Source organism: Sutcliffiella cohnii (genome assembly GCF_002250055.1).
Classification (GTDB): Bacteria; Bacillota; Bacilli; order Bacillales; family Bacillaceae_I; genus Sutcliffiella; species Sutcliffiella cohnii.
The window spans coordinates 3,041,759-3,061,788 of the sequence record NZ_CP018866.1 but is presented as its reverse complement, the minus strand read 5'-3'; the positions used below and the strand labels follow the sequence as shown (position 1 = coordinate 3,061,788).

Sequence of the window (20,030 nt, the reverse complement as noted above, 5' to 3'; positions counted from 1 at the left end):
GTTTGCTGAAACGAGATTCTATCGAATCTCGTTTTTTTGTGCTAAGGCTTCAGTTAGTAACAGCGGTTCGATTTTATTTAACAGGTAACGGGATTTAATTAACTGCACGCTGTTTTTAGATATGCTACTTCCCAATAGATTAGAAAATATTCCTTCTTTAACTCTCTTTTACAAAACATTTACATTCATTTCACACTCTATTAATACCTCATTAATACATCAGGTTTATTCTTATTCTTGTAGGACAAAACAAAAAACATTCATTACAAGTAGGGGGAAAAAAGAATGAAAAACATGAGACGTTTATTTTTACTAATTTCAATGATAGCAATCGCTCTATTTGCAGTTGCTTGTAGTAGTGACACGAATGGCAACGGAGGAACCAACAACACAGGTAACAGTAATTCTGGTAGTGGTGATCCAGGAAGTGGAGAAGCTTCTGCAGAGTTAGAAGGAAGCGTAGTTATCGACGGATCAGGTACTGTTTATCCTTTAATGGCTAAATTAGCTGAAAACTACATGATTAATGAGCAAGAAGGAGTATCTGTTGAAGTAAGTAGAGCGGGTACAAGTGCTGGATTTAAAAAGTTTTTAGTTGAAAACGGAACGGATTTCAACGATGCATCCCGCCAAATTAAAGATGAAGAACAAGCTGAAGCAGATGCACTTGGAATGGAAGTAAAAGAATTAAAAGTAGCTTTAGACGGCTTAACATTTGTAGTACACCCTGAAAACGATTGGGCTACTGAATTAACTGAACAAGAAATTATCGATATTTTCTTAGCTTCAACTGGTAAAGAAAACTGGTCAGATGTACGTCCAGATTTCCCAAATGAGCCAATTAACACTTACGGTCCTAACGAAAACCATGGTACGTATGAGTTTTTCTGGGAAGTAATCTTAGGTAAAGAAGATTTATCTAGCGATGTTAACTTACAACAAGAATATTCTACTTTAGTAGATTTAATTTCAAAAGATAAAAACGCTATCGGATTCTTCGGATACGGCTACTATGCAAATAATACTGATAAATTAACAGCAGTAAAAGTAGACTTTGGTAACGGTCCTGTAGAACCTTCCTTAGATACTATTAAAGAAGATGGCGCATATGCAAACTTCACTCGCCCAGTATTCACTTACTTAAATGTGGATCATGCGAAAGAAAAACCACAAGTATTAGACTTCGCAATTTACGCGATGAAATCTGTCAATGATGTAGCTGGAGAGACTGGATTTGCTCCACTTCCATCTGAAGAAATTGATAAAGTAGTTAGTGAGCTAGAAGCTCTTAAATAATAAAGCAATAGGAGAAGGTGGGTACAGTTACGTTACTCATCTTCTTATCTGTTAATCTTTGGCGCTTAGATGAAAGGGGTCTTCAAAAATGCCAGAAGTAACAACTAACGTAAAAAAAGCTAATGTTAGAGAATTAATAAAGAAAAATAAAAATACTGTAAACATGCACAAAATTTTAGAAACGGTAATGCCTAAACTTTTATTAGTAATTGCTATTATTTCTGTATTAACGACAATTGGTATTATTCTCACACTCATAACGGAAACATTTGAATTTTTTAAAAGAGTACCGTTTGTGGAATTTTATACAGGCACAGTATTAAAGCCTTTAGGTGAAAATGCTCAATTCGGTATTTTACCTTTAATTGCAGGAACATTAATGTCCTCCCTTATTGCGATGTGTGTCGCGATTCCGATTGGATTAATGTCTGCTGTTTATTTAAGTGAATATGCGTCAGAAAGAGTAAGAAAAGCTTTAAAACCAATTCTTGAAGTGTTAGCAGGAATTCCAACGATCGTATATGGATTTTTTGCTTTAACGTTTGTCACTCCTCTATTAAGATCATTTATACCAGGTCTTGAGCCATCTAACATCCTCAGTCCGGGTATTGTAATGGGGATCATGATTATTCCAATGGTTGCATCTCTATCAGAGGATGCAATGAGTTCTGTACCTAAATCAATGAGAGAAGGTGCATTGGCATTAGGTGCTACAAAACTAGAAGTATCATGGAAAGTAGTGGTTCCTGCTGCTATGTCTGGAATTATTGCTTCTTTTGTACTAGCTATTTCCCGAGCAATAGGCGAGACAATGATTGTAACAATTGCGAGTGGTAGTTCAAAAAACTTTACATTTGATTTAACGCAATCTATGCAAACGATGACTGCTTATATTGTCGAAGTAACAGGAGGAGACGCTCCAGCCGGATCAACTTTATATTACAGTCTATATGCTGTTGCAATGACGTTATTTGTATTTACTCTCGTGATGAATATGTTAGCTCAATACATCTCTCGTAAATTTAGGGAGGAATATTAATATGAAATATATTGATTCAGCTCAAGTACAAAAGAAAATGTCTTCTCGACTATTATTCAATCAAATTTTAAAAACATTGTTTTTCTTATCAACTATAGTAGGTTTAGTAGTTTTAGTTGTTTTATTTTACCGAGTTATTTCTCAAAGTATTGGTTGGATTGACTTATCCTTTTTAACGAATAAGTTATCTACGATGCCTGAGAGAGCTGGTATTATGGGAGCCATCTTAGGTACTGTTTGGTTAATGATCGTTGTTGCTCCAATTACGTTATTCCTTGGAGTTGGAACAGCAATATATTTAGAAGAATATGCAAAAAAGAGTAAATTCCAGTCCTTTATCCAAACAAACATATCAAACTTAGCCGGTGTCCCATCTATCGTTTTTGGTATTTTAGGGTTAACTATTTTCGTTCGAGCTGCTGGGCTAGGAAATATTATATTAGCTGGTGGTTTAACGATGGCACTTCTAGTATTACCGATTGTCGTTGTATCAAGTCAAGAAGCGATTCGTGCTGTACCTTCCTTTTTAAGAGAGGCATCGTATGCGATGGGTGCAACTAAATGGCAAACTATTATCAAAGTTGTATTGCCAGCTGCATTACCTGGAATTTTAACTGGTACGATATTAGCACTATCAAGAGCGATAGGTGAAACTGCGCCGTTAGTTGTTATCGGTATTCCAGCATTATTAATACCGTTTCCGGGTGGGATTTTTGATAAATTTACCGTTTTACCGATGCAAATTTATTATTGGACGGTGGACGCTGCACTTGTTGCTGAATATGCAAATTTAGCTGCTGCCACAATTGTTGTTTTACTATTTGTGTTATTCGCGATGAATTCAATAGCCATCTTTATTCGTAATAAATTTCAACAACGATATTAATCTAACGGAGGGATAAACAATGGTATTAGCCACACAGTTAAAAAAAGATATGGAAGTCCAAGTGGATGTACAAGGGTTACCTGAACAAAAGAAAGTTGTATATAACACGAAGGATTTAAATTTATGGTACGGGAATGATCATGCATTAAAAAATATTAATCTAGAAATCAATGAAAATGAAGTTACGGCAATTATCGGACCTTCAGGTTGTGGTAAATCTACGTATATTAAAACGTTAAACCGAATGGTAGAGTTAGTTCCAACTGTTCGTATTTCTGGAGACATAACGTATCGTGAGCAAAGTATTTTTCAAAAATCATATAAAGTGGAAGAGTTAAGAACTTACGTGGGAATGGTGTTCCAAAAGCCGAATCCATTTCCAAAATCGATATACGATAACATCGCATACGGACCGAGAACGCACGGAATTAAAAATAAAAAAATATTAGATGAAATTGTAGAAAAAAGTTTACGTGGAGCGGCTATTTGGGATGAAGTAAAAGACCGTCTAAACGAAAATGCATACGGATTATCTGGTGGTCAGCAGCAACGTCTTTGTATCGCTCGTTGTTTAGCGATTGAACCAGACGTAATTTTAATGGACGAACCGACGAGTGCACTTGATCCAATCTCTACTCTAAAAGTAGAAGAACTAGTTCAAGAACTAAAGAAAGATTACAGCATCATCATTGTAACTCATAATATGCAACAAGCAGCTCGTATTTCCGATATAACGGCATTTTTCTTAAATGGAGAAGTAATCGAATTTGATCAAACAAATAAAATCTTTTCTAACCCAAATGATAAACGTACAGAAGATTATATTACAGGCCGTTTCGGATAATAAAGGAGTGGGGATAAATGTCAGTTCGCGGAAAATTTGATATTGATTTAGAGTCGTTACGAAATAAATTATTAGAGTTAGGTAGTTTAGCAGAAATTGCAGTTGATAAATCATTTACAGCATTACAGACTAGAAATATTGAAAGTGCCTTACAAGTTATTGAAGATGATAATCGTGTAGATAAATTAGATGAAGAAATAAATGATACTTCCATCATGTTAATTGCGAAACAGCAACCTGTAGCAATTGACTTAAGAAGAATTATTGTCGCAATTAAAATATCTACTGATGTAGAAAGAATTGCTGACTTCGGTGTAAACATTGCAAAGTCAACGATACGGATAGGTGAAAAAGATCCTTTCGTTATTCCAATGGAAAAAATCGAAAAAATGTATAGTATCGTTACGAAAATGTTCTCGTTAGCACTTAAAGCCTACTACGACGAAGATGTTGTTTTAGCGAAAAAAGTTGCCGAAATGGACGACGAAGTGGATGCACTTTATGGAGAGAACATAAAAGAGTTAATTTCTCTTACGGTAGAAAATAAAGATATGATTCATCAAATTACCCAACTAAGTTTTATATGCCGTTTTTTAGAAAGAATTGCTGATCATACAACAAATATTTCAGAGAGTGTATTTTATTTAGTAAAAGGTAAGCATTATGAATTAAATGTTTAATGGGAGAAGTGGGGGAAACTCTGCTTCTTTTTTTGTTGTTTATAATATTCAGTAAAATTCACTTATGAAAGTTTGTCTATTTTGTGAAGTTAGTGTGAAAAAGGGAGAAATAAGGAGAAAAGGAATGATAAATCGCTCTGAATTCGTTTACTTTGGCGTTTTAATAAATGTGAGGATTGTGGTATCATTTCTCTTGTTGTAAACGGCCCTGACTTTCTTGAGAGTAGAAAGTCAAAAAAAAAACATATAGAAAGAGGTGTGCTATGGATATAGCAAACTTAAAACAAGAATGGTTTGGAAACATTCGCGGTGATGTTTTAGCAGGTATAACGGTTGCTTTAGCACTTATTCCTGAGGCAATTGCCTTTTCTATTATCGCAGGTGTAGACCCAATGGTAGGGCTTTATGCATCTTTTTGTATCGCTGTCGTCATAGCATTTACTGGAGGACGGCCAGGAATGATTTCAGCGGCAACAGGTGCGATGGCACTATTAATGGTTACGTTAGTCGCCGATCATGGGATTGAATACTTATTTGCTGCGACTATATTAACAGGAATCATTCAAATATTAATGGGTGTGTTTAAACTTGGAAAATATATTTCGTTTTTACCACAAGCAGTTATTATAGGTTTCGTTAACGCACTAGCGATTTTAATCTTTATGGCTCAGCTCGTACACTTTATGCCTGAAAATGGTGGTTCATTATCAATGGTAGGATTTGTGATAGCGACGTTAGCAATTATTTATATTTTACCTCGCTTTACAAAAGCTATTCCTTCTGCATTGGCTGCCATTGTCGTTATAACAGCGATTGTCGTATTTGGTGGAGGGTTTGGATTAGCAACTGTCGGTGATCAAGGGGAAATTACGAGAGCACTACCTATATTTCATATACCAATGGTAGAACTTTCATTAGAAACTCTTATGATCATTTTACCTTATGCATTCACTTTAGCGCTCGTTGGTAATTTAGAGTCACTATTAACAGCAACAATTGTAGACGAAATGACAGAAACGAAAAGCAATAAAAACCGTGAAATGAAAGGGCAGGGTATTGCGAACATCGTAACAGGATTTTTCGGTGGGATGGCAGGTTGTGCAATGATTGGACAGTCTGTTATTAACGTTAAATCTGGTGGACGTGGTCGTCTCTCCGCATTAGTAGCAGGAGTGTTTTTATTATTTTTAATAATGGTATTAAGGGACGTTGTTATTCAAATACCAATGGCAGCATTAGTTGGTGTAATGGTAATGGTTTCTATTGGAACATTTGATTGGCAATCTATACGTGAATTACCTAAAACACCAAGAGCGGATGCTTTTGTAATGATTGTAACTGTTGCGATTGTCGTTTACACTCACGATTTAGCAAAAGGTGTTTTTGCAGGTGTTGTAATAAGTGCTTTAATCTTCGGTTGGAGAATGGCAAAAATTAAGGCACATGGTATGATGGACAACGATAAGAAAGTATACCGTATCCAAGGGCAAATGTTCTTTGGAACGATGAGTCATTTTGTTGATTTATTTGATTATCAAAATGATCCTGAGGAAGTTGTAATTGACTTCTCTACTTCCCATATTTGGGATCAATCTGCTGTAGTTGCCATTGGCAAAACTATAGCTAAGTATCAAAAGTATAATAAAAAAGTAACAATTGTAGGAATGAATCCAGAAAGTGAAGCATTAGTAAATCGAATTGGATTATCTGCTACTTCAGGACACTAAATTAAACGAGAAGGCACTCCTTTAGTTAGGAGTGCCTTTGGTTGTATTATGAACTGTGATTGACAAATGGAAAAAATGAAATAATTGTTGCTAAAAGAGATTTTGACTTCGCATACTCATTTTTAAATTCTTGCTTTACTTCTTCTTTTTCAGTTTTTAAGCTTTGCAAGGCTTTTCTTCTGTATTGATAGTCCATCATAGTCAGCAACACCTTTCACTTAAGAGTTGAAAGCGCTTTCTATATACCTTTATTTTAACATATTAACGAATAGATGACAAAATAATTGTCAGAAAACTTAAGGGGTTCTTGTCAAAAATAAATTACAATTTTTGAACTATCTTAACCGTTTGTCGCCACCTTCATTGTAAGTAGAATAAAAGCGAAGGTGGTTAACGTTCTACTAATAAGTATTGAGTAAAACCTTTTACTTATGCTTCGCTTTATTTTTTGCAAACAACAATGCCAATCGGGTAATCGGTTGAGTCATTTTTAGGAACAACTAGAACTCCCTTTTGATAGAAAAAATTAACCTCGTCATAAGTAGGAAATAAGTTAAAAAACTCTTCTCGTGATAATTGATGAACGTGATACGGCTCATTTGTTGGGTATCCTCGACCTTGTCCGAAAGGAGTAGATAATATTAATATACCTCCTGGTTTTAACATGTTGTAAATATTAAGAAGAAACTGCTCTTCCTGTTTCACATGTTCTAAAGTTTCAAAGCTTACGATACAATCAAAATTACCTAAATTGGAAGGTAAATTAGGGTTCGCTACATCTCCAACAATAAACGATGATTTCGGGTGGTAGTATGTTTTTTTTGCGTACATTATTGTTTCTTCGCTTATATCTATACCAACAACTTCTGTCACTTTTTTCTTTGCTATTTTTGCCATTATGTGAGTTCCATATCCAGAACCGCAAGCAAAGTCTAATACTCTTCCGTGTAAAAAAGGAATAGTAAAGTGGTAGCGAGCTAAATGCTCTAAAAGTAAACCGTTTGTTAGTTTCATTTTTTCGGGTACAACACGTTCATCTGTCAATTCAAGCATGGTTCTTTTCACCACTTTTTATTATTTTGATGTTATTATATCAGTTTACCTTTATAGATGAAAACTTGAACAAGATGATAAATTTGGTTAGAGCAGATAAAAAAGCTAAATAATAATTTACAATAACTTAATATGTTTTCTATTGAAAAATACATATAAGTGTTTTATTATATAAACGTTCGATTATATAAGTATTTGGTTATGTGAATTGGAGAAGAAAGGGGTATACTATGAGCGAATCTTTAGACCATATCGAAAATGCTGCTATAACTCTAAAGGCTTTAAGTGATAAAACGCGTTTATCGATGGTTGCTCTAATGCAACATCATGAATGTTGTGTGTGTGAGTTTGTTGAAATTTTTAAAATGAGTCAACCTTCCATAAGTCAACATTTACGAAAATTGAAGGATATCGGCTTAGTAAAAGAATCAAGAAGAGGACAATGGATTATTTACTCTTTAAATGATCAACATGATCATTATCCGCTTCTAAAATCCATTCTATCTCATGTGCCTAATCTTCAAGAAAAAATGGATGAATTAGAAGTAAAAGGACTTCGAATTTCATGTAAGTAATGGGGGAATACAGTTGTTAAATATTATTTTAGCGTCTGCAATTTTTATTGCGACACTCATCTTTGTTATATGGCAACCAAGAGGGCTTTCCATCGGTTGGTCGGCTTGTGTTGGTGCGCTTATTGCACTAGTAGTAGGAGTTGTTTCACTCCAAGATGTTTGGGATGTAACTGGAATTGTATGGAATGCAACACTTACTTTTGTTGCGTTAATTATCATTTCTTTAATACTAGATGAAATTGGATTTTTTGAATGGTCTGCACTTCATATGGCTAGGTTTGCAAAAGGGTCAGGTGTGAGAATGTTTGTCTATATATCGTTGTTAGGAGCGGTTGTAGCTGCCTTTTTTGCGAATGATGGGGCAGCATTAATATTAACACCAATCGTACTTGCGATGGTCCGCAACTTAAATTTTAAAGAAAAGATGATTCTTCCATTTATTATGGCAAGTGGGTTTATCGCAGATACGGCTTCTTTACCGTTAGTCGTAAGTAACTTAGTAAACATCGTGTCGGCTGATTTTTTCCAAATAGGTTTTGTAGAATATGCATCTCGAATGATTGTGCCTAACTTCTTTTCTCTCGGTGCTAGTATCGTAGTTCTATATTTGTTTTTCCGTAAAAGCATCCCAAAAACATATGATGCCACTCATTTGAAGGAACCGGTTGAAGCAATTAAAGATAAAAAGTTATTTAAGCTTTCATGGTATGCATTAGCATTTTTATTAATTGGATATTTCGTAAGTGAGTTCAGTGGAATTCCTGTTTCGTTCGTCGCAGCAACAGTAGCTATTATTTTCTTATTTATTAGTAGAACAAGTGATGCAATTGAAACGACGAAGATATTAAAAGGTGCTCCATGGGCAATTGTGTTTTTCTCTATAGGAATGTATGTCGTTGTGTATGGTTTAAGGAATGTAGGTTTAACTTCGGTGTTAACAGATGTAATTCAAAAAGCTGCAGATCAAGGATTATTCGTCGCAACAATTTCGATGGGATTCATTGCTGCTATTCTATCATCTGTTATGAATAATATGCCGACTGTTATGATAGATGCAATTGCAATTCAAGATACAAATACTTCGGGTGTAATACGAGAAGCTCTCATTTATGCCAATATTATCGGTTCTGACTTAGGACCAAAAATTACACCGATTGGGTCGCTTGCTACACTACTTTGGTTACATGTACTTAACTTAAAAGGTGTAAAAATTACTTGGGGCTATTATTTCAAAGTAGGAATTATTTTAACAGTCCCAACTTTATTCATAACCTTAATTGGTTTATATATTTGGCTATTAATTATTGGCTAATTACAATAAAAGGAGATAAAACAAATGAGCAAAAAAACAATTTACTTTTTATGTACAGGAAATTCTTGCAGAAGCCAAATGGCAGAAGGTTGGGGAAAGAAATATTTAAGCGATGAGTGGGAAGTTTACAGTGCGGGGATTGAAGCACATGGTGTGAACCCTAACGCAGTAAAGGCGATGAATGAAGCTGGTGTTGATATTTCTAATCAAACTTCGGATACAATTGACCCTGATATTTTAAAGAAAGCAGATTTAGTTGTTACTTTATGTGGTCATGCTAATGATATTTGTCCAGCAACTCCTCCAAATAAGGAAAGAGTTCATTGGGGATTTGATGACCCGGCGAAGGCAGAAGGTTCTGATGAAGAAAAATGGGCATTTTTCCAACGAGTTCGTGACGAAATTGGAGATCGCATAAAGCAATTTGCTGATACAGGTAAGTAATTAAAAGACAGTAACTCCAAATGAGGGGTTGCTGTTTTTTTGTCTGGATATTTTTAAGGAAAAGCATATTTCTTTACATTTATTTGTTAAAAGCCGAAAATAGTAAAAGTGACATTAACAAATGTAGGTGGGATGAAATATGAACATTTCAAATGAAGCAAAAATCGCTTTAGAAAATATATTAGAAGAACATGAAGCAAACAATGTTCGATTATTTCATAATTCAACATGTGGAGATACGCCAGTAGGCATTTCATTAGATAATCCGAAAAAAGATGATATTGTGGTAACGATTAATGAAATTAATATAGCGATGGAGCCAGAGGTAGAGTCACTATTAAAAGGGGTTACTCTTAAAGTTGAGGAAGGACCTTACGGCGAAGCGCTAGTTTTTGAAGGATTAGAATTAAATTGTTGTTGTGATTAACTAATAGATGCTCTTAGTGTAAACGGATTGTATTGAAAATAATTAAAATTAAAAAAACATTGACAGCTACACTTTAACAGTTTAAAGTATTGTTATATAAAAATTATAAATCTTAATACTTGATCTCTTATCAAGAGAGGCGGAGGGACTGGCCCTATGATGCCCAGCAACCGTTCCATAATGGAATTGGTGCTAAATCCTGCAAAACAAGCAATTGTTTTGACAGATAAGAGAGGATAAACCGGATTATGCCGTTTAAAACCTCTCTTTTATCAGAGAGGTTTTTTATTTTACTTACATATCTTTAGCCCTCTCAGTGGATTGTAAATCAAGAGAAATAGGTCGGTATTAAGAGACTTGAAAAAGGAGAGAAATAACAATGAAAAATTGGATAAAAGGATTCTTTGTAGCTGCACTTGCATTTTCATTAATACTAACGGGGTGTAGCAATAACCAGCCTACAAACCAAGGAAGTAATGAGCCAGTTTCATTTGACAATGTTCCAGAACGTTTTTCTAACGGGGAAGGTGCGAAAATTAAAGTCATTCGAAAAATTGGTGGTGATGACCATACGACTCAGTTTTTAGCAGGAGCGAAGGAAGAAGGGGAAGCGTTAGGCTTTGAAGTTGACGTTTTTACAGCAAACGGTGATACTGCTAAATTTCATGATGCTATTGAACAAGCGTTAAATCAAGATTTTGATGGTTTTATTATTTCACACGGTGATGATGCTGCTACAGTAGATGCTGTAAAAAAGCTAACGGAAAACGGAAAAAGTGTTGTGACATTTGATTCTAATCCGGACATTGCTACTGTTTCAGGAGTTACACTAACGTCGCAGGATGATGAAGCATTAGCTCAATTAGCTCTTGATCAGTTAGTAGCAGATTACAATGGCGAAGCAAATATCGTTTATTTATGGGTAGATGGATTTCCGCCGATGGTACGTAGAAACGCGGTATACCAGCAAGTGTTAAACGAAAACAGTGGTATAAATGAATTAGAACGGTTTGGTGTAGCGTCTTCAGATACGTCTGTACAAACGCAAAACGCTGTTGCAGCAATGTTAAACAAGCATGGAAAAGGAGAAATTGATGCTATTTTTGCAACGTGGGACGCATTCGCTATTGGGGCGGCTCGTGCTATAAAAGAAGCTGGCCGTGATGAAATAAAAATTTACGGTATCGACGTTTCGAACGCAGATTTACAAGAAATTCAATCAGAAGGAAGTTCGTGGGAATATACAGCGGCAGTTGATCCGAAGTTAATTGGTGCAGTGAATATGAGAATTTTAGCGAAAAAGCTTGCTGGGGAAGAGACTCCGGATACTTACGATTTAGAAGCATCATTAATTTCTCAAGAAGCATTACAAACGGCGACTGAACCAGTTAATATGGTTAACTTAGCGGATATTGTTGATGGTTGGGGAGTTTCAACTGCCTTCGAAGAGGAATGGATGAAAGTATTAAAAGCCCACTATACAAAATAAGTAATGGAAACACTCTCGATTTTTGAGGGTGTTCCCTTTTCTTTTACAAATGGGGGAACAGTATGAAGAAAATGACACTAAACATGGAGAATATTTCTATTGAATTCCCTGGAGTGAAAGCATTACAACAGGTTCATTTTATCGCAGAAACAGGTAAAGTTCATGCGTTAATTGGTGCAAATGGTGCTGGGAAATCAACGTTAATGAAAGTGCTTTCCGGGAGTTACACCCACTATACAGGCGATATCATAATTAATGAAGAAAAAATTTTCGTTAATTCGCCAAAAGAGGCTCTACAATATGGGATCCAAATTGTCCATCAAGAAGTGGATACTGGTTTAATTCCATATTTAACAGTTGGCGAAAACGTTATGTTGCATAAAGTAGAGAAAAAATTTTGGGTGAATTGGCAGAAAGTGCATAAGGAAGCGGAAGCTATTTTAAGAAGCATGGATGTGCAAGTATCTTCTACAAAACTAGTGCGGGATTTAACACTGGCTGAAAAACAAATGGTGTTAATAGCAAGGGCTCTTACGACTGATTGTAAATTTCTTTTGCTAGACGAACCGACAGCTAGTTTAAGTAAGAAGGAAACAGATCAGCTATTTAAAATTGTCAGAGAGTTAATGAGAAAAAACGTAGGAGTTATATTTATCTCTCATCGCTTACCTGAAATATTTGCGTTATGTGATGAAATTACAGTGATGAGAAATGGGAAAGTAGTTGCACACGAGGCAATACATGTAACCACTCCAAATAAAGTAGTTGAACTTATGCTTGGAAAAAAACTTGATGATCAATTTCCGAAACGTCAGGCTACTATAGGTGAACCATTGCTACAGGTAAATGGATTAACAGATTCTAATATGTTATTAAATGTACATTTACATGTGAGAAAAGGTGAAATAGTAGGGATTGCAGGTTTAGTTGGTGCAGGTAAATCAGAATTATGTAGAGCTTTATTTGGGTGTGAGCCAATTGCTTCAGGTGAAGTGATGATTGGTAATGAAAAAGTAAAGATTAAAAGCCCGACAGATGCAGTTTCTAAAGGTATTGCCTTCATTCCAGAAGAGAGAAGGAAAGAAGGTGTTCTTGTTTCTGAATCTGTCGCAGTAAATATGACAGCCGCTAACTTACATGTCGTTTCTAATAAATATCACTTTTTAAATAAAAAGATAGAAAATCAAAAGACAAATGAGTTAATTAATCGTTTAGGAGTTAAAGCGCCTTCGTCTAAAACAAAAGTACAATTTTTGTCTGGTGGAAATCAACAAAAAATTGTAATAGGGAAATGGTTGTTAACAGATGCAGATCTTTATATTTTTGATGAACCGACAAAAGGAATAGATGTTGGAGCAAAAAAAGATATTTTTGAATTAATTCAACAGCTTGCAGTGAGGGGGAAAGGAATTCTTTATGCCTCAAGTGAAACAGCAGAAATTATTGGGTTAACGAACCGCACTTACGTTTTATATGATGGCAAGATTGTGAAAGAGGTTACTACTTCTGAAACGAGTGAAGAGGAAATATTGTATTATGCAACAGGAGGCACCGACAATGGAAAATGAGCTATCTACCAAAAAAGCGACAATAACAAAAAAGTGGGATATGTTTACCTTTCTATATAAATACGGGACTATTTTAACTATTATTTTATTAATTGCATTCTTTGCTATTTCACAACCCGCTTTTATACAGAGCAATAATATAATTAGTATTTTACGTTCCATATCTATCGTTACCATTATAGCAATTGGAATAACGATTTCGTTAACAGTGAATGGCTTTGATTTGTCCGTCGGTTCGGTAGCGTCACTTTCCAATGCTATCGTTATTTCGATGTTTGTATGGTTTTCGCAAAATACATTAGTAGCGATACTATCCGCATTAGCGGCAGCGTTACTAGTTGGGGCTTTGAACGCTTTCTTCATTGTGAAAGTGAAAATCCCTGATATGTTACTAACGTTAGCAATGATGTTTATTATTCAAGGTGTAGCATTAACGTATACAAAAGGAGCAACAGTTTCACAAAACATGATGATGCCTGACGGGACGTTCGCAGAAGGTGCAATCAGTTCATTGTTTGCACGGATTGGGCAAGTTCCTTGGATTATTATCATTATGCTACTTGTTGTAATTATTGTTCACGTTTTTTTAACCTTTACGAAGCATGGAAGGTCTATGTACGTTATTGGTGGAAATACAGAGGCTGCTAGATTATCAGGAATAGCTGTTTCCAAATATAAAGTAGCTGCTTACTTGATGAGTGCCTTTTTCGCTGCACTTGGTGGTATTGTATTAGCGTCAAGAGTCATGACGGCTGAAATTAACGCAGGTTCCCCTTATTTAATGGACGCCGTTGCGGCAGCTTTTATAGGGTACTCTGTTCTTGGGGCTGGTAAACCAAATGCATTTGGGACATTTATAGGAGCTGTATTAATCGGTATTCTACAAAATGGATTAGTGATGATGAGTGTTCCATATTATGCAATGGATATAGTAAAAGGAGCAGTACTAGCATTAGCATTAGCGATAACATATTATAAATTTAAATAAGAAAGAGGAGGAATATAGATCCTCCTCTGTTAAACATTAACTATTCATTATCTATTTTTTGTAATAATAGCCGTTACTTCACGATAAGAAAGACCTGTAGTTAATTCAAATGTTCCAATTTGGACTAGCTTACTTTTGTCATTCTTCTCTAAATATTGATTAAAGCTAAATGCATTATCAATAATTCCAGCGTTTTCTAATTCTTTTGTCGCCTCATGAAGCAACATACCTTCACGAATTGTTAATGTATAAGTTTTAGGTTCTTCTTTTTTCTCTTCTTTCGGCTCTTCTTTTTCTTCTTCTTCAATTTTTTCTTCTTTCGTTACTTCTTCTTCTACACTCTTATCTTCTTCCGGTTCGGTTGATTCTTTTGCTGTTGTTTCATCCTTCAAGTCATCTAATTGTGGTAGTAGTTGGTCGTACTCTTCTTTTGATAATACAACTAAACTATTTTCTTCTGCATAGGAAAGAACTTGTCCCTCCTCTATTACTACCTCTTTTGAGCCCTCAAATGCATATGCACACCCAGTTACTCCTGTTGCAAAGAGGATTCCAATAGCAAAAGCGCGAATACTATTATTCATAGGAATTCGCTCCTTTCTTTTGGACAGATTGAAGCATAGTTTGTACTTTAGCTAAAGGTGTAGAAGTGAACTGAGCAATTTGCTGAGCGGTATATCCTTTTTGATAAAGGGATATCGCTACCTCTTCTTCGCTCGCTTGTCCAGACTTAAAAGATTCTGAAGGGCTAGCTCCAACAAGTAGCTCCTCTTCTAACACTTTAATTTTTCGTTCTAATTTATATTTATCTTGAACAACTTCCATAGATAATTGTTCAACTTCTTCTTCTAGTTCTTTTATTTTGTCACGTTGAAAGAAGGATAAAACGATAAGAACGGCGGAAATGACGATAAGGCTTATACTTGCATAAATCATGCTTTCACCTCGTTTTTAAGTTCACTTTTATAATAATAAACTAAACTACTATAAAAAATCATTAGTTTTTTGTAATTGTTACATACTGTTAAAATAATTTCCGTTTTATGGACAATAAAGAAAAAGAAGGTTTTTTCTTAATACATAGAAAGAGCCTATACAATTTACGCATTTTTTCTACATTTTATGAGGGTAGGAGGGAGACTTTTTGAATAAAGAAATAAAATTAATTTGGACTAAGGATCATTCCTTATTAGTAGACTATAAATTACCTCGTTGGAAACTAGACGTAGCTAAGACTTTTTTACCTTCGAAAGAGTGGGAGTATCTTTATCGACTGTATGATATACGTGCTGGCAAAGAATATAAAGAGATTGTTCATCCGAATTACAGGAGACACGTGATATTTCCTGAAATCGAAGAGAAAAAATTATTATTAGTTGAAATTGGTGTCATATGTGAAGAGAAATTTGTTCCGATTGCACAATCGCCGTTATTTTATACAACTATATCGAAAGAGAGCGTTGATAACTTGTCTTATGAATCTACAACTTTAGAAGGTTTTTCCTCTTATACTATATACGGAAAGGGTGAAGTGCATGGCGAATAAAATATCTTTTGTATTTCATGCACATGTACCGATTTTTTCATTGAACAACGAAAGGGAAACGGTAACCTTTTTTGAAAAATTGACGGACTCGTATTTACCTTTTTTTCTGCTGTATGAACAGCTCAAGCATAAAGTTGGCCTTACTATTACACCTACATTTTTACATATGGTAGAGGAAGAAACATTTAAAAACCAATATAGTACTTTTTTAAAGGAGAAATTAGCACTAGCGCTTAATGAAGAAAAAGTAAACCCTTCTGCACTTGTGTACGTAAATCGCTATAAAACAATTCATTCCTATTGGGAAAAAAATCATCGTAGCATTGTAATGATTATAAAAAAATTAGTAAAGAGGGAAAAGATCGTTCCGCTATTAAAGTTCTCTAATAGTAATTTTGTAGCGCATTATAACAGTATGTGGTTGAAAGAGGCTCAAATTCAATATTGTATAGACAAACTAGATACGATGAGTTTTTGGGGGGAAACATTTTCTGATGAAGAAGTAAATCTTTTGCAAAAATATTCATTAGTAAATGTAAATATCGAAAGTAGAACGTATAATTTATCTCCTATTATTTCCAAGTATGTAAAAGACGCTGTATATCGCGATAAAAACAACGATATTGCATTTGAGCGTCAGTGGGATTATTTGCAGACATTTTTTCCTGCTAGAATGAATAGATTGGCTGTTGGAATTTCTTATAAGGCTAAAGGAAGCGAAAAGAACAGTCCGTTACGGTACATCGAAAAAAAAGCAACAGAAAGATGCTTAATACACGCACAGCAATTTTTGAGGGAAGTTGCTAATACAGTAGTTGAAGAGTATGCTATTTTGACTTTTTCACTTGAGCTGTTCGGTTATGAGTGGGATGAAGGTATCCTGTTTTTATCACATATAATGGAAAACTTAACAACTTTATCTTCTTTATCATTTGAACACCAGGATGGTTTTTCTGTAGTTAAACAGCTTTATAAACAATCGTGGAAAGCGAATGATGTTAATGTAACGGCGTTATATGATTTAGAAGAAGAATTGAATACGGCCTTTTTCCATAAAGATACAAAAAAACTACAACAGTTACATTCAAGTTGGCTCCAGAAAACAGATGACAAACTGTTAAATGAAAAAAGGATGAAGCATGTTGAGGAACTATCCTCGTTTAATGTGAATTGGGATAAGTTGTTTACTACATATTTGAATCGAAAAGACGAAAAGGCTCATGTATTATGGTTATCAACAGAGTTCCCACCAGGTATGATTGGTGGACTAGGGACACATGTTGCACAACTTTCGAAAACTTTACAAAAACGCGGTGTGAAAATAATCGTAATAACAATAGGTGCAATAGGTGCCCCTAGTTTTGAAGTAATAGAAGGTGTTGAAGTATACAGAATCACGCCATTCCAACCAGCTGGAACAACTTTAATACAATGGAACAGTAGGATTAACGTTGCAATGATTGAACAGGCAGTAAAATTAGCGGAAACAAAGTCCTTTTCATTTATTCATGCTCACGATTGGCTAGTGTGCGCAGCAGCCACTCAACTAAAAAGTATGTGGAATGTTCCACTCATTTCAACGATTCATGCTCTTGAAAAGGGGAGAAGGTTAGGCGAGGAGTTGAAGGGAGACCAAGAAGAAATTCATCGACTTGAAGAAAATTTAACGAACGCATCCGATTATATAATCGTATGTAGTGATTATATGAAACAGGAATTAGAACGTCATTTTTCCACTCCTCAACATAAAATTACGGTAATACCAAACGGGGTCAATGATGTGAAAGATAATGAGATACAGCCAATTAATTCTACTTATCCTAAAATTGTTGCAATTGGAAGACTTGTTCCTGAAAAAGGATTTCAGTATTTTATAGAGGCCTCTGCAATAGTACGTCAACACTTTCCACAAGCTATATTTATGATTGCAGGTATTGGTCCGTACGAAAGAGCGTTAAAAAGAAAGGTAAAGGAACAAAATGTAGAAGATGTCGTTCAATTTGTTGGGTTTTTACAAGAAGAACAAAAAACAACACTGTTGCAGGAATGTGATATTGTTGTTGTCCCAAGCTTGTATGAACCGTTTGGGATTGTTGTTTTAGAGGCAATGGCGCATAGCAGAATAGTGATTGCTAGTAACAGCGGGGGGATTCCCTCCATCATTAAACATGAGCAAAATGGTTTTTTAATAAATCCTGGCAAAGGGAACGAAATGGCAAGGTTCATTTGTCATGTTTTAACTCAAGGACAATCTATTAAAAGAATTCAAGAAAATGCAAAAAAATCAATGGAGCTATATTCATGGGACATTATTTCTGAGAAAACGTTACATGTATATAAAAATATTCAGGGGAGGGTAAAAATTCCTTGATAAGCCTTTTAGTAATCGTGTAAAGGTAAAAAAATAAGCAGTAGGAAAAACCTACTGCTTACTTTGTTTCACGGTGAAGTGTTACTTTTTTTAATCTTGGGCTATATTTTTTAAGCTCAAGACGGTCTGGGTTATTACGTTTATTTTTAGTAGTGATGTAGTTACGATCACCAGTTTCTGTGCAAGCTAAAGTTACGTTTACGCGCATCGTTATCCCTCCAAACTATATTGCTTAATTCAGACTTACTTATAATATCACTTTTAATCATGAAATTCCAGTCCTTTTTAAACTTTCCTCATAAGAGAGAGGAGTGAATATGACTTTTAGTTGTTTTTAAGGAAAATAATGACCTCACTAACATGATAAACTACTATTATAATAATAGTAATTAAAAAGTAGGTGGACGAAAAATGCTAGCAAAAAAGGAAATGAGAAGCAAAATAAAAAATGCTCTTGAAGTGATGACAGAGGAAAGGTATGAAGAGAGATCAAATGCCATACACAATCGTTTGTTTCAAACGGATAGCTGGGAGAAGGCAACGACTATCGGTGTTACGATTTCTCGTTTTCCTGAAGTGAGTACGAAAGAAATTATTGAAAAAGCGTGGGAACAAAAGAAACGAGTGGCAGTTCCTAAATGTTATCCAAGAGATAATTCGATGCGCTTTTTTTATCTTACAAGCTTTAGCGAGCTTGAAACAGTTTATTTTGGATTACAAGAACCGATTGAGAACGAAACTGTTTATTGTGAAAAAGACTCTATCGATTTAATGCTTGTACCGGGTGTTGTTTTTGATAACAGGGGTTATCGGATCGGTCATGGAGGAGGTTATTACGACCGTTATTTACAAGGATTTACTGGAGAGAAAGTTTCGCTCGCTTTCCAGGAGCAATTGGTAGCTTCTGTACCAACTGAGAACCATGATATTCCTGTAGAGTTCATTATTACAGATGAGGGACTTTATGCTTGACCTATTAAATAACCTGTACGTATTATTCATAGGAACAATTGCAATCGCTGTTTTAGGATATAAGGGAAGGGCCCTTTCGAAATCAGGTAGCATTGCTACAATAATTGTTGGTGTGTTTATTGCAAATGGCTTCGGATGGAAAGGTTTATTATTAATCGGGATCTTTTTTGTTACTTCAAGTGTATGGAGTAAATGGAAAAAAGATAAGGATGAGACATCGAAAGTAGTCGAAAAAGGTAGTCAACGAGATTGGATACAAGTGTTTGCGAACGGTGGTATTCCTGCAGTGGCGAGTATACTATTTATTGTTTCAGAGTCTAGCTTATTTTGGATAGCATTCGTTACAGCAATTGCCGTTTCTACATCTGATACATGGGCATCAGAAATTGGCCCTTTATCAAACAAAAGGCCTTTGTCTATTTTTTCTTTAAAGAGGGTAGAAAAAGGTACATCAGGTGCCATTTCTTTACTTGGTACTACTGCCGCGCTTTTTGGTAGTATCATAATTAGCCTCAGTAGTGTTGTTTTATGGGATGGGAGTATTGAGTTGTTTTTAATGATATGTACTTTCGGTTTTATTGGTTGTTTTTTGGACACGATATTAGGAGCAACAGTACAGGTTAAATATCGTTGTTCAAAATGTGGAAAGTCTACAGAACATCGCATTCATTGTAATGAAGTAACAATACATACTAGTGGCTCTACTTTTGTGAATAATGATGTTGTCAATATTACATCTATTCTTTTTACTTCCATTATTGCATGCATTTTTTATGTGTTTGTTTAGGCTAATATTTGTACTTAATATTGAAG

At 35.1% G+C, this 20,030-nt stretch carries 22 protein-coding genes and 1 riboswitch; of the genes, 17 read left to right on the top strand and 5 right to left on the bottom strand.

Translation table 11 applies throughout. The annotated features are described in order from the left end of the window. Positions 1–285 precede the first annotated feature (285 nt). From BC6307_RS15380 to BC6307_RS15355, 6 genes are all read left to right on the top strand, one after another. A complete protein-coding gene (locus tag BC6307_RS15380; protein ID WP_066419267.1) occupies positions 286–1,296 on the top strand; it encodes a PstS family phosphate ABC transporter substrate-binding protein in 1,011 nt (336 codons plus the stop codon). Positions 1,297–1,384: 88 nt separating this feature from the next. After that, complete coding sequence (gene pstC, locus BC6307_RS15375) at positions 1,385–2,335, top strand: phosphate ABC transporter permease subunit PstC (RefSeq protein ID WP_066419266.1); 951 nt, start codon at positions 1,385–1,387, stop codon at positions 2,333–2,335. Position 2,336: 1 nt separating this feature from the next. Then, a complete protein-coding gene (gene pstA, locus BC6307_RS15370; RefSeq protein ID WP_066419265.1) occupies positions 2,337–3,221 on the top strand; it encodes a phosphate ABC transporter permease PstA in 885 nt (294 codons plus the stop codon). 49 nt (positions 3,222–3,270) lie between these two features. Next, positions 3,271–4,065, top strand: a complete 795-nt coding sequence (gene pstB, locus BC6307_RS15365) for a phosphate ABC transporter ATP-binding protein PstB (protein ID WP_280522908.1) — start codon at positions 3,271–3,273, stop codon at positions 4,063–4,065. A 17-nt stretch (positions 4,066–4,082) separates the two neighbouring features. After that, the gene (gene phoU, locus BC6307_RS15360; protein ID WP_066419260.1) at positions 4,083–4,745 is read left to right on the top strand and encodes a phosphate signaling complex protein PhoU; all 663 of its coding nucleotides are present in this window, start codon (positions 4,083–4,085) and stop codon (positions 4,743–4,745) included. Between the two features lie 263 nt (positions 4,746–5,008). Further along, a complete protein-coding gene (locus tag BC6307_RS15355; protein ID WP_066419257.1) occupies positions 5,009–6,472 on the top strand; it encodes a SulP family inorganic anion transporter in 1,464 nt (487 codons plus the stop codon). 46 nt (positions 6,473–6,518) lie between these two features. Here the strand turns inward: BC6307_RS15355 and BC6307_RS24825 are convergent, their stop codons facing one another. Further along, complete coding sequence (locus BC6307_RS24825) at positions 6,519–6,671, bottom strand: hypothetical protein (RefSeq protein WP_157076683.1); 153 nt, start codon at positions 6,669–6,671, stop codon at positions 6,519–6,521. A 242-nt stretch (positions 6,672–6,913) separates the two neighbouring features. Further along, positions 6,914–7,525, bottom strand: coding sequence for a class I SAM-dependent methyltransferase (locus tag BC6307_RS15350; RefSeq protein WP_066419255.1), 612 nt, complete (start codon positions 7,523–7,525; stop codon positions 6,914–6,916). Positions 7,526–7,755: 230 nt separating this feature from the next. On the opposite strand from BC6307_RS15350, the gene BC6307_RS15345 reads away from it, so the two are divergent. From BC6307_RS15345 to BC6307_RS15315, 7 genes are all read left to right on the top strand, one after another. After that, complete coding sequence (locus tag BC6307_RS15345) at positions 7,756–8,100, top strand: ArsR/SmtB family transcription factor (RefSeq protein ID WP_066419253.1); 345 nt, start codon at positions 7,756–7,758, stop codon at positions 8,098–8,100. Positions 8,101–8,113: 13 nt separating this feature from the next. Then, positions 8,114–9,412, top strand: a complete 1,299-nt coding sequence (locus BC6307_RS15340; protein ID WP_066419252.1) for an arsenic transporter — start codon at positions 8,114–8,116, stop codon at positions 9,410–9,412. A gap of 24 nt (positions 9,413–9,436) precedes the next feature. Next, positions 9,437–9,856 (top strand): arsenate reductase (thioredoxin), encoded by a 420-nt coding sequence (gene arsC / locus BC6307_RS15335; RefSeq protein ID WP_066419250.1) that lies wholly within the window; start codon positions 9,437–9,439, stop codon positions 9,854–9,856. A gap of 139 nt (positions 9,857–9,995) precedes the next feature. Further along, a complete protein-coding gene (locus BC6307_RS15330; protein ID WP_066419244.1) occupies positions 9,996–10,283 on the top strand; it encodes a hypothetical protein in 288 nt (95 codons plus the stop codon). Between the two features lie 124 nt (positions 10,284–10,407). After that, a riboswitch (SAM riboswitch) is annotated at positions 10,408–10,516 on the top strand. A gap of 146 nt (positions 10,517–10,662) precedes the next feature. Then, positions 10,663–11,772 (top strand): sugar ABC transporter substrate-binding protein, encoded by a 1,110-nt coding sequence (locus BC6307_RS15325; RefSeq protein WP_066419242.1) that lies wholly within the window; start codon positions 10,663–10,665, stop codon positions 11,770–11,772. A 62-nt stretch (positions 11,773–11,834) separates the two neighbouring features. Continuing rightward, complete coding sequence (locus BC6307_RS15320) at positions 11,835–13,340, top strand: sugar ABC transporter ATP-binding protein (RefSeq protein WP_066419239.1); 1,506 nt, start codon at positions 11,835–11,837, stop codon at positions 13,338–13,340. Further along, positions 13,330–14,328, top strand: coding sequence for an ABC transporter permease (locus BC6307_RS15315; protein WP_066419237.1), 999 nt, complete (start codon positions 13,330–13,332; stop codon positions 14,326–14,328). The genes BC6307_RS15320 and BC6307_RS15315 overlap by 11 nt, the downstream gene beginning before the upstream one ends. Before the next feature lie 47 nt (positions 14,329–14,375). Here BC6307_RS15315 and BC6307_RS15310 read toward each other — a convergent pair whose 3' ends face one another. After that, on the bottom strand, positions 14,376–14,912 hold the full coding sequence (locus tag BC6307_RS15310; RefSeq protein ID WP_066419236.1) for a hypothetical protein: 537 nt from the start codon (positions 14,910–14,912) through the stop codon (positions 14,376–14,378). After that, a complete protein-coding gene (locus BC6307_RS15305; protein WP_066419234.1) occupies positions 14,905–15,264 on the bottom strand; it encodes a hypothetical protein in 360 nt (119 codons plus the stop codon). Before BC6307_RS15305 ends, BC6307_RS15310 begins: the two co-directional genes overlap by 8 nt. A 208-nt stretch (positions 15,265–15,472) precedes the next feature. Between BC6307_RS15305 and BC6307_RS15300 the strand changes: the two genes are divergently transcribed. Next, positions 15,473–15,874, top strand: a complete 402-nt coding sequence (locus BC6307_RS15300) for a hypothetical protein (RefSeq protein WP_066419232.1) — start codon at positions 15,473–15,475, stop codon at positions 15,872–15,874. Continuing rightward, positions 15,864–18,245, top strand: a complete 2,382-nt coding sequence (locus tag BC6307_RS15295; RefSeq protein WP_066419231.1) for a glycosyltransferase — start codon at positions 15,864–15,866, stop codon at positions 18,243–18,245. The genes BC6307_RS15300 and BC6307_RS15295 overlap by 11 nt, the downstream gene beginning before the upstream one ends. Before the next feature lie 58 nt (positions 18,246–18,303). Here BC6307_RS15295 and rpmG read toward each other — a convergent pair whose 3' ends face one another. After that, positions 18,304–18,453 carry a 50S ribosomal protein L33 gene (gene rpmG / locus BC6307_RS15290; RefSeq protein ID WP_013059189.1) on the bottom strand — a complete coding sequence of 50 codons (150 nt, stop codon included), beginning with the start codon at positions 18,451–18,453 and terminating at the stop codon, positions 18,304–18,306. 203 nt (positions 18,454–18,656) lie between these two features. On the opposite strand from rpmG, the gene BC6307_RS15285 reads away from it, so the two are divergent. Together BC6307_RS15285 and BC6307_RS15280 are read left to right on the top strand one after the other, a co-directional pair. Then, positions 18,657–19,217, top strand: coding sequence for a 5-formyltetrahydrofolate cyclo-ligase (locus BC6307_RS15285; RefSeq protein WP_066419228.1), 561 nt, complete (start codon positions 18,657–18,659; stop codon positions 19,215–19,217). Further along, positions 19,210–20,004, top strand: coding sequence for a DUF92 domain-containing protein (locus BC6307_RS15280; RefSeq protein WP_066419221.1), 795 nt, complete (start codon positions 19,210–19,212; stop codon positions 20,002–20,004). Before BC6307_RS15285 ends, BC6307_RS15280 begins: the two co-directional genes overlap by 8 nt. Positions 20,005–20,030 lie beyond the last annotated feature (26 nt).